This window comes from Streptomyces sp. NPDC012637 (genome assembly GCF_042954805.1).
Lineage (GTDB): Bacteria > Actinomycetota > Actinomycetes > Streptomycetales > Streptomycetaceae > Streptomyces.
Genome location: NZ_JBIBDS010000013.1, coordinates 78,212 through 96,159, shown reverse-complemented (window position 1 = coordinate 96,159; position 17,948 = coordinate 78,212). Strand labels below are relative to the sequence as shown.

14 protein-coding genes are annotated in these 17,948 nt (G+C 67.7%); 8 read left to right on the top strand and 6 right to left on the bottom strand.

Features of this window, described 5'->3' with window-relative positions:
- Positions 1-798: DUF4041 domain-containing protein (locus ACFY8W_RS36570; protein WP_391115173.1), on the top strand; the 798-nt coding region annotated here is incomplete at its 5' end.
- Positions 799-1,113: 315 nt separating this feature from the next.
- Here ACFY8W_RS36570 and ACFY8W_RS36565 read toward each other — a convergent pair.
- The 6 genes from ACFY8W_RS36565 to ACFY8W_RS36540 form a co-directional block, all read right to left on the bottom strand.
- Positions 1,114-1,395: a hypothetical protein gene (locus tag ACFY8W_RS36565; protein ID WP_391115171.1), complete on the bottom strand. Its 282-nt coding sequence runs from the start codon at positions 1,393-1,395 to the stop codon at positions 1,114-1,116.
- Between the two features lie 488 nt (positions 1,396-1,883).
- Positions 1,884-2,924: a hypothetical protein gene (locus ACFY8W_RS36560; RefSeq protein ID WP_391115168.1), complete on the bottom strand. Its 1,041-nt coding sequence runs from the start codon at positions 2,922-2,924 to the stop codon at positions 1,884-1,886.
- Between the two features lie 130 nt (positions 2,925-3,054).
- Positions 3,055-3,831, bottom strand: a complete 777-nt coding sequence (locus tag ACFY8W_RS36555; protein WP_391115166.1) for an AAA family ATPase — start codon at positions 3,829-3,831, stop codon at positions 3,055-3,057.
- Positions 3,828-5,348, bottom strand: a complete 1,521-nt coding sequence (locus tag ACFY8W_RS36550; protein WP_391115191.1) for a Mu transposase C-terminal domain-containing protein — start codon at positions 5,346-5,348, stop codon at positions 3,828-3,830. Before ACFY8W_RS36550 ends, ACFY8W_RS36555 begins: the two co-directional genes overlap by 4 nt.
- A gap of 595 nt (positions 5,349-5,943) precedes the next feature.
- Complete coding sequence (locus ACFY8W_RS36545) at positions 5,944-9,159, bottom strand: AAA family ATPase (protein ID WP_391115163.1); 3,216 nt, start codon at positions 9,157-9,159, stop codon at positions 5,944-5,946.
- Entirely contained in the window at positions 9,156-10,397 is a 1,242-nt protein-coding gene (locus ACFY8W_RS36540; protein WP_391115161.1) for an exonuclease subunit SbcD, read from the bottom strand. Before ACFY8W_RS36540 ends, ACFY8W_RS36545 begins: the two co-directional genes overlap by 4 nt.
- 124 nt (positions 10,398-10,521) lie before the next feature.
- On the opposite strand from ACFY8W_RS36540, the gene ACFY8W_RS36535 reads away from it, so the two are divergent.
- From ACFY8W_RS36535 to ACFY8W_RS36505, 7 genes are all read left to right on the top strand, one after another.
- Positions 10,522-11,343: a hypothetical protein gene (locus ACFY8W_RS36535; protein WP_391115159.1), complete on the top strand. Its 822-nt coding sequence runs from the start codon at positions 10,522-10,524 to the stop codon at positions 11,341-11,343.
- Between the two features lie 48 nt (positions 11,344-11,391).
- Positions 11,392-12,534 (top strand): hypothetical protein, encoded by a 1,143-nt coding sequence (locus tag ACFY8W_RS36530; protein WP_391115156.1) that lies wholly within the window; start codon positions 11,392-11,394, stop codon positions 12,532-12,534.
- Positions 12,535-12,749: 215 nt separating this feature from the next.
- Complete coding sequence (locus tag ACFY8W_RS36525; RefSeq protein ID WP_391115153.1) at positions 12,750-14,048, top strand: hypothetical protein; 1,299 nt, start codon at positions 12,750-12,752, stop codon at positions 14,046-14,048.
- Positions 14,049-14,059: 11 nt separating this feature from the next.
- Complete coding sequence (locus tag ACFY8W_RS36520; protein ID WP_391115150.1) at positions 14,060-15,415, top strand: AAA domain-containing protein; 1,356 nt, start codon at positions 14,060-14,062, stop codon at positions 15,413-15,415.
- A gap of 72 nt (positions 15,416-15,487) precedes the next feature.
- Positions 15,488-15,817, top strand: coding sequence for a hypothetical protein (locus ACFY8W_RS36515; protein ID WP_391115148.1), 330 nt, complete (start codon positions 15,488-15,490; stop codon positions 15,815-15,817).
- Positions 15,818-16,227: 410 nt separating this feature from the next.
- Positions 16,228-17,376 (top strand): hypothetical protein, encoded by a 1,149-nt coding sequence (locus ACFY8W_RS36510; protein ID WP_391115145.1) that lies wholly within the window; start codon positions 16,228-16,230, stop codon positions 17,374-17,376.
- A gap of 132 nt (positions 17,377-17,508) precedes the next feature.
- Positions 17,509-17,928 carry a hypothetical protein gene (locus ACFY8W_RS36505; protein ID WP_391115143.1) on the top strand — a complete coding sequence of 140 codons (420 nt, stop codon included), beginning with the start codon at positions 17,509-17,511 and terminating at the stop codon, positions 17,926-17,928.
- Positions 17,929-17,948: the final 20 nt, after the last annotated feature.

Here is a 17,948-nt window from a genome sequence, read left to right as displayed (position 1 = left end):
ATGCTCCGCGCCTACAACGCCGAAGCCGACTACGCCGTCCGCACCATGCGACCCCACCGCCTGACCTCACTCGTCGACCGCCTCTACAAGAGCCGCGAGACCATCGCCAAGCTCGGCGCCACCATGCACATCCGCATCTCCGACGCCTACCACGACGCCCGCGTCCGAGAACTGCAGCTGACCGCCGACTTCCTGCAGAAGAAGGACGAGGAGAAGGAAGCACAGCGCGAGGCACGGGCCCGTGAGCGCGAGGAGGCGGCCGCCCAGCGCGAGCTGGACCGCGAACGGGAGAAGCTGAACAAGGAACTCAACCACTACGAAGCCGCCATCGAGCGCCTGCGCGCCCAGGGCGACCACGACGCCGTGCGCGACATGGAGGCCAAACTCGCCGAGATCCAGCAGGCGCTGCAGGACGTCGACGCACGCGCCGCGAACGTCCGCACCGGCTACGTCTACGTCGTCTCCAACATCGGCGCCTTCGGGGACAGCATCGTCAAGATCGGCATGACCCGGCGCCTCGAACCCCTCGACCGCGTCTACGAGCTCAGCGGAGCCGCGGTCCCCTTCCGCTTCGACGTCCACGCCCTGATCTTCAGCAAGGACGCCGTCGGCCTCGAAACCCGCCTCCACCAGGAGTTCGCCGACCGCCGCGTCAACCGCGTCAACAACAGGAAGGAATTCTTCTACGTCACCCCCACCGAAGTACGCACAGCACTGGAACGCTTCGCGGGAGAGCACCTGGTGGAGTTCACCGAGACCCCGCAAGCCCTCGAATGGCGTGCCAGCAGGACAGGCTGACCAGGACGGGACGCTTCATGGCCGAGGAACACCCGAGGTCACGGCTGTGATCCCAGCCGTCTCCACGGCAGCCACGTGACGTTGGTCGGCCCAGACGCTCTCCTGGGACGCGTGCCTCAGTGCGCGTCCTCGCCATGTCCTTGCGCCGTGTCGCCGTTCTGGGCCTGGTCGAACACAGGACGGGCGTTGCGCGAGCCGGCGCAGCACCACGATGGTTGGCCGAGGAGCCTGGCGCCGGGTGACGCCGCCCGCACTCTGTCCGCCCCGCTGGCGGGGTACAGAGCATGCCAATGGGCAGGCCGGAGCCGCTCGGCCCTACTCGGGCGCTCTCTGGGATGGGTCGATCCACATAGGAAGCACGGTGAGCCCGTTGCCGTCGCGGTGCCGCTCCTGCTGCGTGGTGCGGAAACGCTTTGTGATCTCGTGGGCCACGTCCATCACGGCGCTGGTGTCGCTTGCACGTAGCTCGACGCTGACACTGCCTGCGTCTGCGGGGGCAAGTTCGACGGGATGGCTCCCTACCGTGACGGGCACGTGAGTGGCGTCGGCGCAGAAGAATCGGGTGTCCGGGTCTTCAGGATGATCGGGATCAGCCACGAAACCGGCTCCGTGCGTTGAGCATGCTGGGAACGTGTTCTGGACGGCCGTGCAGACGGCTTCGGCAGCTGCGGGGCTTCCGCTGAAGAGGCGAATGCCCACGTGTCTGCGGGGATCAGAGGCTGGGCGCGGCATGGTGACCTCCGGGTGCAGGAGCCCCATACATTCCAGCATCTGCTTGTGCTCGGATATCGGCATGTCGTGCCCCGCCATGGGCAGGCCGACCCCGGCCGACGGCACGCACAAGCCACACCGCCATGGCTCACAGGCCGTGATGGGGCCGGGGACATCGGAACGGACCAGGACCAGCGCCGGTGAAAGACACATCTGCTGTCGGCTCACGCTCGGCGTGCGCCGTGCGGTCTCTTCGCGGATCATGAGGCTATAGCCCGCCCGGCAAGCCGTCGCACGTTGCCCCGGGCGGGCGCCGTCCGACATGGAACGCCGCCAGGTCCGATCAGAGCACGGCGAGGCCTGCCCGCTCTGCTTCAAGGCAGAAGGGCGGCGACCGGCAGGGAAAGCCCAAGACAGGGGTGCCGTCCGGCATGCGCACGCAGATGCCGTGCTTCACAGCGCATCACCGGAGCGAACACACTTCCCTGAAGAGGACCGGACGCCAGCCGGTGATGCGCCCGGGCAGCGGCCAGCAGCGGCCGGGCCCAGTCCGGGACCGCATACACGACGCACGACCGGTGCGCGACGCCGTGAACCTTGATGGCAGACACGTCGCCGGTGATATCGAGATCGCGAGTCCAGCGCAGACTGCCGAGACCGACCCGGGTGAAGGCCAGCACGCTCAGCGCCCCGGCAGCGAGCGGATGCGCGAGAGCCGACACGACCGCTGAGCTTTGCCCACGAACGGCGATCGCAGGCATAACGTGCCCCAGATGCGCCGCCACGCCGCCGCAGTCAGCAGCCGGCCGCCCTCGCCCCGCCGACGCAGGCCCCCGTTCCGGCCCCGCAGACGACCGTCTGGAAACCCCCGCCCCCGCCGTGACACCAGGCCTGCACGCGAGCGGCTCTCCGGGAGGGAAGGACGGGCGTGCGGGGATCGGCCCCGGTTCGGCAAGGAGGGCCTCAAAGCTGTCCCTGCCGCGCAGACGGCGCTCCACCCGTCCCAGTACCGGCGGCAGCTTGCACTCCTTGCCCTGCCACAGCAGCGTCAGCTGCACCCCCGTTGCCGAGCGCCAGGCAAGCAGTTGGTCGATCCGCCGGGGCGTCAGCAGATGGACACGGGAGACCAGCACATGCCGTACCGCGGTGGCCTGGGCCCAGGCGGCTGCCGCACGCCATGCCGCGTCCACCGAGTCCAGCCACCCGTCGGGGGAGTGAGGTCCTCCAGCCAGCCGCTTGCCCAGCGCATACAACACGTCGTGTCCCAGCGCGGCCGGATGGCCACTGGCCGGCGTCGGATGGACCGCGATGCGCCCCTCGCCGGGGCAGTGCGCAGCGAGTGCCGCCTGCGTGTAGAACAGGTCGTCCTCCTCGTCCACCACCACGGTCACATCGCTGTAGCCTGCTGCGGTCACCCTGCTCCCGTCCCTGCCCATCACGCCCACGTGGCCACCATGCCGCCCACCGCTCCACGCGCGGTGTCCTGCACGACTGCCGGCGCCTGTCCTCCACCTGCGCAGGACAGGCGCCGGCACCCACCCGGCACTACATGCCGCCAAGCTTGCTATAGACCCAGTTGACGAGGTCCTGGTTGATCTCGGTCAGTCCCTTCTGCCGCATGCCCCTCATCAGATGCTTGGTGATGGTGGCCCAGTTGCGGAAGTTGCCGTGGGCCGCTGCGCGGTCGATACCCAGGATCGTCTTGCGGTCGGCCCCCTCCCACAGGGAATGGAACGCCGGGAGAGTGGTGACGACCTCGTCCTCGGGCATGCGCGTGAACCTCTGCCAGATGTAGATCCGCGACGCCAGCATCGGCTCACGCTTGAGGACCTTGTAGCAGTTGTCCCCACCGGCGAAGATCAGCGCCATGTCGGTGCGCCGGTCATCCCACAGGTGACGCCAGTACTCGAACGAACTGCGTCCCATCCACTGGGCCTCATCACACACCAGGACCCGGAACTTCTCCGACAGCGCGTCCTTCAAAAGAGTGTCGAACTCGATCGGGCGGGTGGGAGGTTCACCGGACAGCGCCAGGGCGCGGAACAAGCCGTGCCGGATGTCGCGGGGGGTGGGGCCCGACCGCAGCTCGAGACGGTAGGTGATGTCGGGAGCCACCTGTCGCAGGGCGGAGTTCACCGACATCGTCTTGCCGCAGCCGGCAGCTCCGTAGGCGACCATCATGCCTTTGTCCTCGATCGTCGCCTTGACGTTGTCGAGGGTCGTCATGAGTGTGTCCGTGGCCACCAGGTGCGCATCCAGCCGGTGGAAGTGGTCCTCCTTCTCGGAGGGGAGGGTTCCGTAGTAGTCCAGGCTGTCGATCATTCGCCCTCCTCACGGGGGCTCTCCGCAGGCGGAGGCGTGTCTGCCGGGACTGGCCGGGCCCAGCCATCAGGGACCGCAGTGTGCGGGATATAGCCGGGATCAGCACGCCGCAGGGCAGCGGTGGACTGTTCGGCCAGCTCGGCTTCGGCTTCCGCCTCCGTCAGGGATCCAAGACGCCGGGGAGGGGCGGCCGAGGTGACGGCCTCGAACCGGTCACGCCGCAGCCGGGCGGCGGCCTTCAGGTCCGCACGGAGCCGCCGTTCCTTGGCCTTACGGACGTTGCGCACGGCACGGACCTGCTCCTGGCTGGCCTGCTCGGCCAGGACGGCACTTCCGAGATAGGTGCCGTCGAGGCCGAAGACTTCAATGGACGCGTCGTGGTGGGGGAGGTGGCGCACCGCAACGCGGGTGCCGCCCATGCCGACCATCCAGGGGCCGATGTAGTTGTGGTTGCGCCACTGCACGCCGCGGGTGGTGATGACGCGGGTGCTTCCGTCGTCCTCGAGCCCGAAGTGAGCCAGTTGCTGGGCGGGCACGTCATACAGAGGAGTGGGGTCGGCCCGCCACGCCTCCATCGGCGTGAGGCCCTTCAGTCTTTCGGGCTTGTGCTCGTAGTTCCACCACCGCACCCACTCCTGCAGCAGCCCCACGAACGCCTCGAAGGTGAGGGCGGGCTCGTCGGGATCCGCGGTGCGCCCGCCGGGGAGCTTCTGCTGGCCGGTGTAGCGCGGCATGGAGACGAACAGCATCTCCTCGACCGAGTCGTTGAGCGCTTCGATGGTGCCCTTCAGATGCGGGTTGTAGGCGGGCAGGTCGACGACCGGCACGGCGAAGGCACCCAACGCCAAGGTCACGGGCGCGCACAGGAACTCCTTGCCGCGGTCCACCCGGACGAGACCGGGCAGTCCGCCGGCCGGCCCGAATGGCTCGCTGCGGTCCAGCGCTGTGCGCAGCGCCGCCAGCACTGCATCCCTGCTGGCCTCATGGGGCGTCACGGCCCAGCCCATGATGACCTTCCTGGCACAGTCGATGAACCACGTCAGCCACGGCTGTACGAATTCGTCCTCGACCCACACCTTGACGGGCACGCACTTGTGATCGCCCTCCCAGGCCTCGTTGCGGTTCCCGGGCGGACGCTGCCCGAACACATCGAACGCCCGCCGGGCAGCCTCCCCCCGGGCCAGACCGGCCCGGTCACCAGGTGTCAGGTCCCGCCGCAGCGCCCGGTGCAGCGTCGCAAGGGACGGGGCCTTGGGCAGTCGGGGATCGGCCAGGGCCCGCTTCTTCAGCTCACGGTGCACGGCGGAGGCATTGCCTCCCCACAGCGCCAAAAGACGCCGGATCTCCGGTGTGACGCTGAACCGTGTCCGGGGTTTCGTGGTGACCTGGCCGGTGGTGCGCGCCTCCTCGACCCACCGCCACACCGTCCGCTCCGAGCAGCCCACAGTTGCGGCGACCAGCCGTACGTGTCCACTGGTCAGCTGGCCGTGCGTGTCGAGCGCCATGATCCGGGGCATCGCGGCCGGCCGTCCCGAGCGGGCGGTGAAGACGGGTGGGCCGGCGCTGTGCAGGTCGGCAGATGAGTCATTCATGCGGTTCGCTCCTTGCAGACGATGAATTGCGGGGGGGGGGGGGGGGGCTTGGGCCTCGGGCGGGTGAGCAGGGTGAAACAGCGCACGCGGCGGCGTGGGCGTATGGCGGCCGTCGTCGAGGCGCGCAGACGTTGTGCCCGTGGTACTCATGCGTGAAGGCCGCCCCCGCCTGGGGAGGGGCGAGAGCGGGGTCCTTGCGGTCCATGAGTCTCAAGACGGGAAGCCCCGATGAAGGGCTCACAGGAGGTCTGGCCCGGGCGAAGCGGCCGACGACGCAGCGCTGGGGGTGCTCCCCCCGGTCCCGTCGCAGGATGGGTTAGCTGACGGTCTGCGGCTGATACGGCGCCGGGGCGGGGTATGCGAGCAACGCCCGTGGATGCCTGGGCGAGTGCGGCAGAATGCGGTGCACGAGCGCGGGATGAGAAGGGCCTCTGAAGAAGGATCATCAGGGGCTGGAGAGTCTTTCGTTCCGCGCCCGGATGCGGCCGCCCGGGTATGAGCGGCCGCGCCCCGACAGCGCTCAGGTGTAATCCAGCATCTTTCGGATGCCGTCATGGACGATCTGGGTGCGCTCTTCCGGCGTGAGCCATTCGGCTGTGGAGCCCTGGCCGGTCCTTTGGACGAACAGCACGTCGTTGACCGCCTCGGCCACCGGATACAGGTGGCTGATGACTCCGACCGTCTTGTCTCCGGTCACGCTCCCAAGCAGGGCTGAAAGCGTCTGTTCCAGACGGTCGTGGTCCAGTGAAGCGAACCCTTCGTCCAGGAAGAGGCTCTCGAGCCTGTGGTGGCTGTGACTGCGGCTGTGGAGCTCGACGAGTGCCAGTGCCAGGGCAAGGGATGCTTGGAACGTCTCACCGCCAGAGAGGGTCTCTGGGTCACGGGCGAGATTCGTGGCGCAGTCCATGATCTTGAACTTCTCGGTGAAGACGTAGTCACCGTCGGAGATCTGCTTCAGGATCCTGCTGCCGTGACCGAGCAGCGAATGGGTGCGCTGCTCGGTCAAATACCCCAGGAACTTCCCGTCCGTCAGGTGTTCGATCACGCGCCGCCACACTGCGGCCTGCTGCTCTCCGGCTTCGAGGGCTTCGTTCAATGCGTCGGCGTAGGGGATCTGGGACTGTGCCTTGCGCAGGGCGGCCTCTGCGGTTTCGTACGCGTTCTCGGCGTGCTCCGCCTTGCGGCTGAGGGCGTCGAGAACGGAGGGGGCGAGCAGATCGCCCTTGGGAGGCACCCAGAACCCGGGACTGTCATCGATGCCATCGCTCGTGGACCCGGCTTGGAGGACGAGTTCCGCCTTGAACGCCCGGATCTCTTCGAGGGCTTGCTGCGCGACCTGCCTGAGCGCGGCAGCGAGCCGCTGATCCAGTGAGACGAGGGCCAGGCGGTACGTGTCGACGGCGGTCAGGTCTGTCTCGTCCGGTGTGGGCGGCAGTTCCGCCGGTGTCGCCTCGCCGAGAAGCCCCGCGGCGTCGGTGGCCGCGTCTGCCCAGCGCTCGAGCTTCTTGATGAGGCTGCGTGCGGGGGTTTCGATGGTGCGTCGGCGCCGTGCGTTCAGGGCCTGCAGGTTCTCCGTGTGCTCGGCGAGGGCCTGCCTGGTCTCGTCGCGGGCCTGTGTCGTCTGCTCCAGCAGCTCCAGCCGCCGTGCGGCCGCCTCCCGCGCGGTGGTGATGTCGTTGAGGAGGGGGAGCTCCTGCGGGGAGGGCTGGGCAGGGCGGAACGGTTGAGGGAGTTCGCAGACCTCCGTCAGCATCGCCTGCAGCTCCGCGTCGTACTGCTCGCGGGATTTGTCCAGCCGTTTGCGTTCTCTTTGCAGGCGGCCGCGCTGTCGTTTCTCTTCGGCCTGGAGGGCAGCGTGTTCGGCCCGCGCTGCTGCCAAGGCGGTCTGAGCGCCGGTGTGGGCGGCGAGTGTTTCCCCTTCCGCATCGCGCAACGACCGGGTGAGCGACTTGACCGCGCGGGTAATCTGGGCCCGGCCTGCCGGCTCGCCTTCGGCGAGGGCATGAGTCTGTTCGGTCACCAGCCCGGGCAGGGCGCCCAGCGCAGTGGCCGTGACGGGCGAGCAGGCCGGCAACGCCGCGTCCGACAGCTCCTGCACCTGCAGCAGCGCAGCCTTTGTGCGCTCGCCGGCAGCCAGGTGCGCGCGGTGGTACTTCTCGGCAGTCTGCTCCGTCGCCTTGAGCTGTGCGGCGGCTTCCATCTTGGCCGTCTTGGCTTTCTCGGCGGCCTTCTCGCGTTTGGTCACCTCCCGCCGGGCCTGGCTGTGTGCCTTGGCGTCCAGCGGCAAAGGGGGACTGAAGTCGTGCGGGAGGGGCCGGCTGCAGACGGTGCAGGCGTCACCGGCGACCAGACCGGAACCCGCCGTGTGGGCAGCGTCCTCACGCTGCAGTGCCGCCTTGGCCTGTCTGGCCGATTCCAGTGCGACGGCCGCCTCGTCCTGTGCGTCCTGCAGGCTGCTGATCAGGCCCCGCTGTTCCTCCGCCGTCTTGAGAGCTGCGTGGTGCGACTGCAGGGACGAGGCCGCGGCGGCCGCTTCCTGCAGTGCCGCCCGGACGGCCTCGGACACCTGCTCGGTCCGGGCGCGCGACTCGGCCACGGCCTGTTCGGCCCGGACGGCGGCCTCGGCAAGAGCCGCCTCGTTCTGCTTGTGCCCGGCCAGTTCCTGCCGTGCCTGCCTGTGCTCCTGCTCGTGTGCCTCGTACTGAAACCGATCCTGTTCCAGCCGTTGCAGCCTGGAATCCAGGCCGGCCGCACGGTCAGGCAGGTGCGACAGGACAGCCAGTGCGCTGTGCAGGGACGCGACCGTGTCCCCGGTCTGCGCGCACGCGTCCAGTGCCGCCTGCGCCGTGCCCAGCTTCAGGTTCAGCTCACGGCCGACCGCCTCCTCCGTTGCCGTTTCGGCATCGATTTCCTCCCCGGCTCGTGCCAGCGAGACCAGCGTGACACCCGCGTCCGCCACAGCGCGTTCGCGCAGCAGCCGTGAGGCCTTGTCCAGATCGGTCTTGTGCCGCTGGCGTTCGACAGCCTTGTTCTGGCCGGCGCGCAGGGCCTCCAGCCGCTCGCGTCGGCGCAGCGCGATGCCACGAGCGCGTTCCACGTCCCGTACCCCCTGGTCCGCGGCAGCGCGGGGGTTCGGCACCAGAAGGTTGCGGGCCCTGGTGGCCTGGGTGATCTGCTCTTGCAGGTGCTGCAGTTGTTCGCTGGCGTGCTTGCGTACGCGTTCGAGCTCGCTGATGCCGAAGACGTGTCGCAGGATTTTGGTGCGCATGCCTTCGGGCGCCTTGAGGAGGGTGTCGAACTCTCCCTGGCGCGGCATGATCGTGTGAACGAAGCCGTTGCGGTCCATCCCCATGATCTCGGTGACGGCCTCCGTCACCGCCTCCTTGTTGTCGACCTGCAGGTCGGGGGCATCTCCGGACAGGGGCTCGAGCAAGGCCTTCGGCTGCCTCTTGTCGGCGTAGAGGGTGCGGCTCACGTGCCACCAGCGCCCGTTCGCCTTGAACTCCAGGGCCACGTGCATGCTGGAGGAGCCCTGGCTGATCAGTTCGTAGGCAGCCGTGGGTGCCTTCGTCCAGGAACACGTTCCGTACAGGGCGAAGTTGACCGCCTCAAGAATGGTGGATTTGCCTACGCCGGTGGGCCCGAGGATGGCGAACAGGCGTTTGTCGGAGAAGTCGATGACGCAGGTGCCGGAGTAACTGCGCATGCCCGAAAGGGTGAGCCGCCCAAGCTTCACGATGCCTCCGTCCAGGGGTTGTCCAGTGCGGCGCGCAGCAGCTCCTGGGCGGGGACCGGCGGTGGAACCTCGTCGTCGACTTCGTTGAGCAGCCGGGTGAATGCGGCGACCGAGGCCCGTGCATCAGCATCGTTGAGCCCTTCGCGGGCCAGGTAGGCGCGGAACGCGTCGGGCAGATCCGGTTCCTCGCCGGGATCGAAGTCGAGTACGGCGTCGGTGGCCGCTTCCTCGACCAGTGCGGGCTTGACGATGACTGCGTGTGGAACGATCTCGGCGATCTTCTGGTGGAGCGGTACGCCGGGCTCCTCGCCGCTGATCCGCGGATGGAGGAAGGTGCCGTCGTACTCGGCCGCTTCGGCCCTGAGCTGTTCGAGGGTTCCCTCGAACCGGGCCAGCCGGCGGGCGCTGGTGAGCTGGCGGGTCCGCACCCGTACCTGCCGTCCGGGCTCCGCGTCGACGATGACGACGCCCTTGGACTGGTCGGCTTCGCTGAAGTCCATGGCAAGCGGACTGCCCGCGTAGCGGGCGGTGAGCGTGCCGCTCCGTACCGCCTGCGGGAGATGAATGTGCCCGAGAGCTGTGTAGGACACGTCCGGAAGGTCTTCGACAGCGATCTCGAAGGACTGGTCCGTGGTCCGCTCGCTCTTGGAGCGGTCGGCGCCTGTGACGTACACGTGAGCGGTGAAGAAGAGGACGTCCCGCTCGGGGTCGTACTCATCCCGCATGGCCTTCACCAGCCCTGCCTGCAGCCCACGCATTCCCCTGGCGTAGTCGCCGTACGACGGGTCGGCGGAAGACCGCTGCCAGAACCGGTTCGGATGCACGAACGGCAGTGCGGCCAGGCGGATCCGCTCCTGGCCGCCGCAGGCGTCGAACGTGAAGACGCCTCCTTCGTCCGCGGGCCGATACCGGCCGACGAAGAACAGGCCCCGCCCCACGGAGGGCCCGGCCAAGACCTCGAAGAACTCGAAGAACGCGGGGGAGTCGTGGTTGCCCGCCACGACCACGGTGGGGGCGATCGCGGCCAGTTCCGTCAGCGTCCGCGTGGCACGGACCAGGTCCCGGGCGGAAGGCCGGGCGGAGTGGAACAGGTCGCCGCTGTGGACGATCAGATCCGGCTGGGTTTCGCGGGCGATCGCCACGATCTCGGCTAAGACGGCGTCGAAATCCTCGGTACGTGGATGCCCGAACAAGGTGTGGCCCACATGCCAGTCAGAGGTGTGGAGCAGTCTGCTCATGCCTTCATGCGCCCTTTCGGAAGCGAGGCGTAGGAGGGCACCGGTGGTGCCTTACGAGCCCGGGACTGTACACGAAAATCACAGGGCAAAATGAGGCAACATGAGGGCCTGCTAGCATGCGGCCATGCATGAGCACCTGGTCGCACTCGAAAAACGCATGCAGCAGCTGCAGCAGGAGATCCGCCAGGCGCTCACCCAACACGAGACAGCCCAAGCAGAGATTCTGCGAGCAGAACTGAAGCGAATTCAGCTGGCCTGGGACGTCCTGTGCAGCCCGGACGGCACCGCCGACAACACCCAGCCGGAGCCCGCCACACCGCAGACACCCGAACACAGCTGGGAGGGCCGGCCCGCCCGCGAACAGGTCCGCGAAGCACTGACCCTCCTCACGGTCCCCGCTTCACCGAGGCTGCTCAGCCAGGTCCACCAGGCCTTCTTCTCCGGCCCGCTGAACACCGCCCGCCTAACCACCCTGCGCCGCGACGAGGAACGCTCCTTCCGCTCCACCCCCTATGCGCGCCCTTACTACATCTGCTCCGCTCTGACGTCGGACCTGCTCTCACCGGCCCGAGCTCTGCTCGCCTTGAGTACCTGGCCGCTCGAGCAGCGGATCGTGGGACCGCTCACCCAGCGAGTCCACTTCCTCACCTCGGCCCTACGGCTCGCGGACGCCGCCGAAGACCTCGCCGGTGACGCAGAACTGCCGCAACACGCACGGCAGCTCCTGATGTCCTACAGCCGCAATCTCCACACCCACACAAGCCGCCGGCCGCTCGACCTGGATGCGCTGCGCCAAGCCGCAGCAGCCGAACTCGAGATCCACGCCGACGACGACGCCGACACCCGCACCGAAGCGGCCCGCCGGGCCCGTCGGAGCCTCGGCGACGTGGAACAGCATTTCGGCAACACCCTGCGCGACGTCAACCGCCAGCACCGCGCCTCGTAAACCGCCCCTACGACGCACGACCTGTGCTCTGCACACTCAAGGAAGACAGTGAGTTCGCTCGACGCACGACTGGGCGCATTACGCGGATCAGGCCCGCCCCTCCCACACACCGCACGAACCCTGGGAGCCCTCACCGCAAACCCCAGATGCGACCGCCGCTCCATCCTGGACGCCGCCGGCATCGACAAAGACGCCCTCGCCACCCATCTCGGCCTCCCCCGACCACTCAGGAAATCCCAGCTCGCCCTCGACTACGGCATCGCCTTCGAACGCCAGGTCACCGACCAGGGCGCAGCCGCCCTGGTGGCGCTCCTCCGCCAAGCCCTCAAACTGGCCCCGTCCGCGGCGACCTACAAAGACGTCAACAGCGTCGGCAGCGACAACGACAAATCCCCCCTGGGCCTTCGCCACGCCTACACCAGCACACGCATCCTCAGCGCAGCCCATGGCAGGGCCGACCCCTGCAACCTGCTCGACCATCCCGTGCTGAGCCTGACGGTCGCCGGCCGCCAGGCATACCTCGAGCCCGATGTGATCGCCTTCCACGACGAAGGGGTCTTTTACGTCGTGGAAGTCAAATCCTTCCCCGTCATCCACGGACGGCCCGACCCGATGAAGGCCGCCGCAGCACTGACCCAGGCCGCCGCCTACGTCCTGGCCCTGCGCGAGCTCCTCACCGGCGACGGCCTTTCAGCAGAGCGTGTCTCCGACACCGTGGTCCTGGTCAACCCGCTCAACTTCACCCGCCGACCCACCGCCACGCCCTACAACGCCGCCAAGCAGATCCGCCACCTCAGCCGCCACCTCAACAGACTCGAGCGACTGCCCGCACTGGTGGACGACCTCCCTGCAGACACCACCTTCGACCTGCAGCCCGGCGCCGACGGCAGACCGACCCGCCCCCACGGTGAACTCACCGACGCACTTGCCACCACACAGCCCCACTACACGCCCGCCTGCCGCCACCACTGCGAACTGGCCCCCCACTGCCGCACCGAGGCCCGCAACCAGGGCAGCACCGGATTCCTGGGTCCCACAGTCCTCAACGACCTGGCAGGAATCGACACCATCGCCACCGCCCTGGCCCTCACCGACGGACACCTCAACCCATCACGGGACCAAAAGGACACCGTCCGCGCCCTGCGTCACGCACAGCGCGTCCGCACAGACCTCCAGAAAGGCAGCACATGAGCCTTCTGGCCTCATACCTGCGAGCATGCGCCGCATCCACCGGCAACGCCCAGCGTGCCAGCCGACTGCGCCACCTCCACCTCAGCGACCAGCCACTGATGCTGATCACCCTGAAACGAACAGGCCCCGCAGCACGACCGCTGGCCGTCATGCTAGGCACCGATCCGTACCACCCGGAGCTCCTGGTCGCACCTCCCTCAGGAAGCACCGCCCCCATGCTCGCCGCCCTGGCCGACACCGTCATCGCCTACATCGACACCCGCCGGCAGCGAAGCGAGAACCTGCCAGCCACATCCGGCAGACCGGCACGCAAGCGGTACACCGACGCCCCGCAGATCCTCGTGCCCAACCCCCAGACAGTGGAACACCTCAAAACGCTTGGGGCCGACCTGAGACTCCGCCGCGTCGACGACGAGACACCCGGCTCCCGATCCGTCCAGCGCCTGGGACACTGGCTCACCTATCTCACCGACCGCGCACACGACATCCCCGGGTCGGCCGCCCTCATCCCCATGACCGGCTTTCTCGGCATGCACTGGATCACCGGCCAAAGCCCGCTAGAGGACAACGACCTCGCCACCCTGCTGGCATGGATCGACCCACCTCGTCACGCAGACTCCGGGCGCGACGCCGCAGACAAAGCAGCGGACCCCGCCACCCACCGTCCCGCAGGGCCAGCTACCGACGCCGCCTTCGACAACGACCAACTCGCACCCCTGTTCCACGCATACGCCAGGGCCCGCGGCCAGGACCAGACCCGCATCATGGAAGAACTCAACCGCCTGCTCACCGCCTACATGCGTCCCACCTGGGAGCTCATGTGGCACGCCTACACACTCCTGCAGGCTCTCCCCGAAGCCAAGAACACCACACGCCGATGGGACCTTGAGCGCACCGCATTCACCGAAGAATGCACCTACCTGGACCAGGACGGACGACCCCAACCAGCCCGCGAACAAGCCGCCGCCACCGCCGCCCGCCTGGCCCGTATGGAACACGCGGCCATCACCTTCGCCGCCGAACGCGCCGCAGATGACCCCTTCGTACGGGCAGAACTGCGCACCACCGGTGAGGCATTCGCAGGCCACGTCACCACGCTCGAACCGGAACACACCCTTCGCGGGCCCACCGGCCGAGGACTGTGGCGCCCCCGGTTCTCGCTGGCCACTTCAGACCCCGTGGTCCTGGATCCCGGCCGCGCCCTCGCCTGCCACACCCACCCCGGCGCCCGCTACAAAATCCGTACGATCACGCACCCGGACGGCGACACACCGGCCGAGACAAACGGCGAGACACTGGTCGAGGTCGAGATCACCGCAGGCATGGGCACCGTGACCCGCCCCAACCACGCCGTTCTGCCCGAACCAGGTGCTGTCCTCGTCTTCACCCTCGCACCTGACCACTACCGGATGCCGGAATTCCCCACACGCGACCAGACCCCCTGGACCCACGGAGGCCCTCCCGCCGGCCATCCGCACGGCAGAGACGTGGAACGGAGCGAGGACAAGCCGTGACACCGCCCCGCATGCCGTCCGCGCAGCAGCAGGCGGAAAACGCCACCCGCGCCGTCCTGGAACAACTGCCCACCCTCGCCCATCGCGGGCTCGTCGTAAAGGCCCCACCTGGCGCCGGGAAGACCACCCTGGTCGCCCAGGCCGCCGCCACGCTCACCCGGTCCAGCAGCCCCTGCCCCGTCATCGCCCAGACCAACAGCCAGGCCGACCACCTTGTGCGGCGATTCACCGACGACCACCCTCATCTTCGAATCGCCCGGTTCACCGGAGTCGACCACACGGCCCCCCACGACCTGCAGGCACACTCCGGCATCCATGTGAGCACCCGCATCGAAGACCTCGAACCAACTGCGGACATCATCGTGGGAACGGCCATGAAATGGGCCACGGTCACCGACCGACGATGGCCATGGGGGATCATCGACGAGGCCTACCAGATGCGCTCCGACATCCTCCTGAGAACCGCCCACCTCTTCAACCAGGCACTCTTCGTCGGAGACCCCGGCCAGCTCGACCCCTTCTCCACAGTAAAAACCGACCGCTTTGCCGACATGGCCCACGACCCCATGAACAGCGCAGTCGCCGTCGCACTCGCCAACAACCCCGACCTGCCCGTCCACTCCTTGCCTGTGTCCTGGCGCCTGCCGCCCTCAGCCATCCCCCTGATCAGCGAGGCCTTCTACCCCCGCACACCCTTCCAAGCCGGAAGCAACGCATCGGACAGAACCCTCACGTTCCCCAACGCCGGAATGCGCACCCCCGCCGACCGCGTCATCGAGCACGCCGCCCGCACCGGATGGGCACTGTTCGAACTACCAGCACGCACCACTCACCACCTCGACAGCGAAGCCTTCCACGCAGCCCTCCGCATCGCCGAACGGCTGCTGATCCGGGGCGCCACCGCCACCTGCGAGCAAGACCCTGGGGGACACACACTGTGCCCCGGAGACATCGCCATCGGCACGACCCATCGCATCCAGGTCGACCACCTTCGCGCACTCCTGGCCCGCCACTACCCCCGACTCCACGGCATCGCCATCGACACCGCCAACCGGCTCCAAGGCTGCGAACGCAGAGTCACCATCGTCCTGCACCCACTCTCCGGCCGCGGCAATGCCTCCGCCTTCCACCTGGACGCCGGCCGCCTGTGCGTCCTCACCTCACGCCACCGTCACGCCTGCATCATCGTCGCCCGCGCAGGCATCTACGAACTCCTCGACGCCCACCCCTCCAACGACCCCGTACGCCCCGGGCTCATCCCCAAGATCCCCGACGGCTGGGAAGCCCACCACACCGTCCTCGCCCATCTAGCCGAGCACACCATCCCAGCAGCAAGTCGGGACGTGATCCCGATGTGCAGAAGCTGACACCACCCGACAGGAATCGGCAGGACACGATCAGTCGCCGTTCACTACTGTCACATGGGAAAGGATGTGGACATGGCACTGGTCAAAAAGGGATCGCGGCTCATCAACGTGGACGGCACCGCCTACCGGTGGCGACTCCGTGGACGGCCGACCTACGACCAGGGACTGGTCCGGTCACCCCTCACCTACGCGGTCGAACACGCTGACACTCCCGGCACCACACTGGTGGTCACCACCAACCAGCCGCACCCAAGCAACTGGTTCGGAACACAGGGCAGCCCGATCCTGCCCGCCCGGGTGGCTGACAACATCCGCACCGCTCTCACTGACGGCTGGACGCCGGAGAGCCCTGGCTCGCCATTCCACCTCGACCAGTCAGCGGGCTTCGTCGCGTCCCACTGACTCACCCCGCGCTCAAGGACTCACCGACCCAGCGATCGGTGAGTCCTTCTGCTTTCCGCTCCCCACTTTCCCCAGTTGGTTCACTTCGTGAACCAACTGGGGCGAAGAGCAGCAGTGGGGAAAATTCGAGATCGGCATCACCCCCGGTCGGCTGGCAGCCCGACCCTTCGTGGCCGCCTCCCCCTCCGGCTGGCAGCTGTGGTTGGCTGAGTCTCCCGAAGCGGCTGCGGTAGCCGGTGCCATTCCCCACCAGTACGTGCCTCAGCCGGAGGCTCCTGCCGAGAGCAGTTGGACTTGGGGAATCCTGACCACCTCCGACACGGATGCCCTGCCCGGCCAGGACTTCACTCAAAGCCGTCTGAAAGGGCAACTCCCGTACATCTGGCAGGCAATGACGCTAGACATGAGTCATGTCAGCAACAGCGCGCTCACGTCCTCTGATTGCCGTTGTCGGTAGTGCCGACGCGACACGCACCTTCAACCCGCCGCTTCGCGGTGCGGAGGGGGCTCCTGAGGCATGCCGAACCTTGGGGGCAGAGTTATACCGTGCCGGATGCGATCTGGCGGTCTTCTCCAGTAAGAGCACCTACATCGAGGCAGATGTCGTCCACGGCTATGCCGAGGCCGGCACAGCCGATGCCCCCGGCAACGTTTTCGCTTACCCGCCGCGCCATAAGGCCGTTGACTTCGCTCTGCCGCCGGACAGCGCCGTCACGGTCCAGACCGTCAGAGACACAAGCGGAGAGTGGGAGGTGTCGTACTACCGGACCCTGCTGAACTGTGACGGGGTCCTGTTGGTAGGCGGAGGCCAGTCGACCCGCGTCGCAGGGATCGTTGCCCTGTCCCAGGGAATCCCCCTGCTGCCGGTCGCGGCGTTCGGTGGCGGGGCGAGCCAGGTCTGGGTGAACCTCGACAAGGCACGCAACGGTACAGACGATGCCGACATCGCTCTGATGGGGGATGACTGGCAGGTTGATGCGGCGCCCAGGCTGGTCGCCTGCTTGCTGGAGCAGCGTGCCCGTCGGCAGGCCGCCGAAGTCGTGGCACAGCGCGACAGCCGATGGGCAGCCTTGCGTGTGAACGCCAGCCTCATGCTGTCTGTCCTGTGCATGCTCTTGTCGATCGCTGCGATCGCGTTCGCCCCGCCGGCTGGTCCGGCATCGGCGCGGAGTCTGTCGGTTCTTCTTGCTGCTCCCTTGATCGCATCCGTCGCTGGAGCACTCATCCGCCATTCCTTCGAGAGCGGATCCACATCTTTGCGGGCGGCGGTCCGTGGCCTGGGAGCGGGTCTCGTCTCAGTTCTCCTCTATTGCGCATCCCAGTTGCTGACCCTGCCGACCCTGCTGGACGCGCTCGACGTGAGGCGTCTGCTGTTCTTTACGGTGCCGCTTGGCTTCAGCGCCGGATTCACCTTCGATCTTGTTTTCGAACGCTTGCGGGCTGGGGCGGGGCCAACAGTACCGCCGGGTGTCGACCCGCTGGCTGGCTCAGCCCCCGCACCTGCTGTGGGGAGCACAGGCTCGGCGGCGCCTCAGACGGAGTCCGCTCCGCCGAGGTGAGGTTACTTAGGTGCGCCTATCTTTTTCGAGCGCGGGGTAAGCATCAGGGAGCAGCTAGTGAGGATCACTTGCGTGGATTCATCCATAATTGCGCCGTGAGTCAAGGTCCGCTGCGAAGGGGGATGTACGTGCATGGATGAGTTGCTGTCGCCTGCGCTGCTGGTCCGGGTTGCGCTCGGTGTCATCCGAGGAGGGGAGGCCGAGCGGGAGGCGTGGGACCGGTTAGCCGAGCTCGTGGCGAAACCCGCCGCAGATCGGCCCGAGGCCCCACCTGCTGCCCAGCAGGAACTCCGTGCGTTTGAGGCAGTCCCTACGAGCGCCGCTCGGGCTGAAGAGCTCATTCATGCCCTTGGGCAGCGCGCCCGCAAGGAGAGTGCTTTCGACGAGGCATTGAACGCGTGGGTAAGCGACGCCCGGCACCGGTCCTACACCCACAACCACGGAAGCGATGAGAGAGGAGCATCGCTGCACGGGTCGGTTGTCCAGGCGGGCGCCGGCAATCTGGTTACGTTCGTCACCTACGGTCCGCAGCGGCATCCCCTCGATTCCTAGGTTGCAGGCTGCCGGCATGC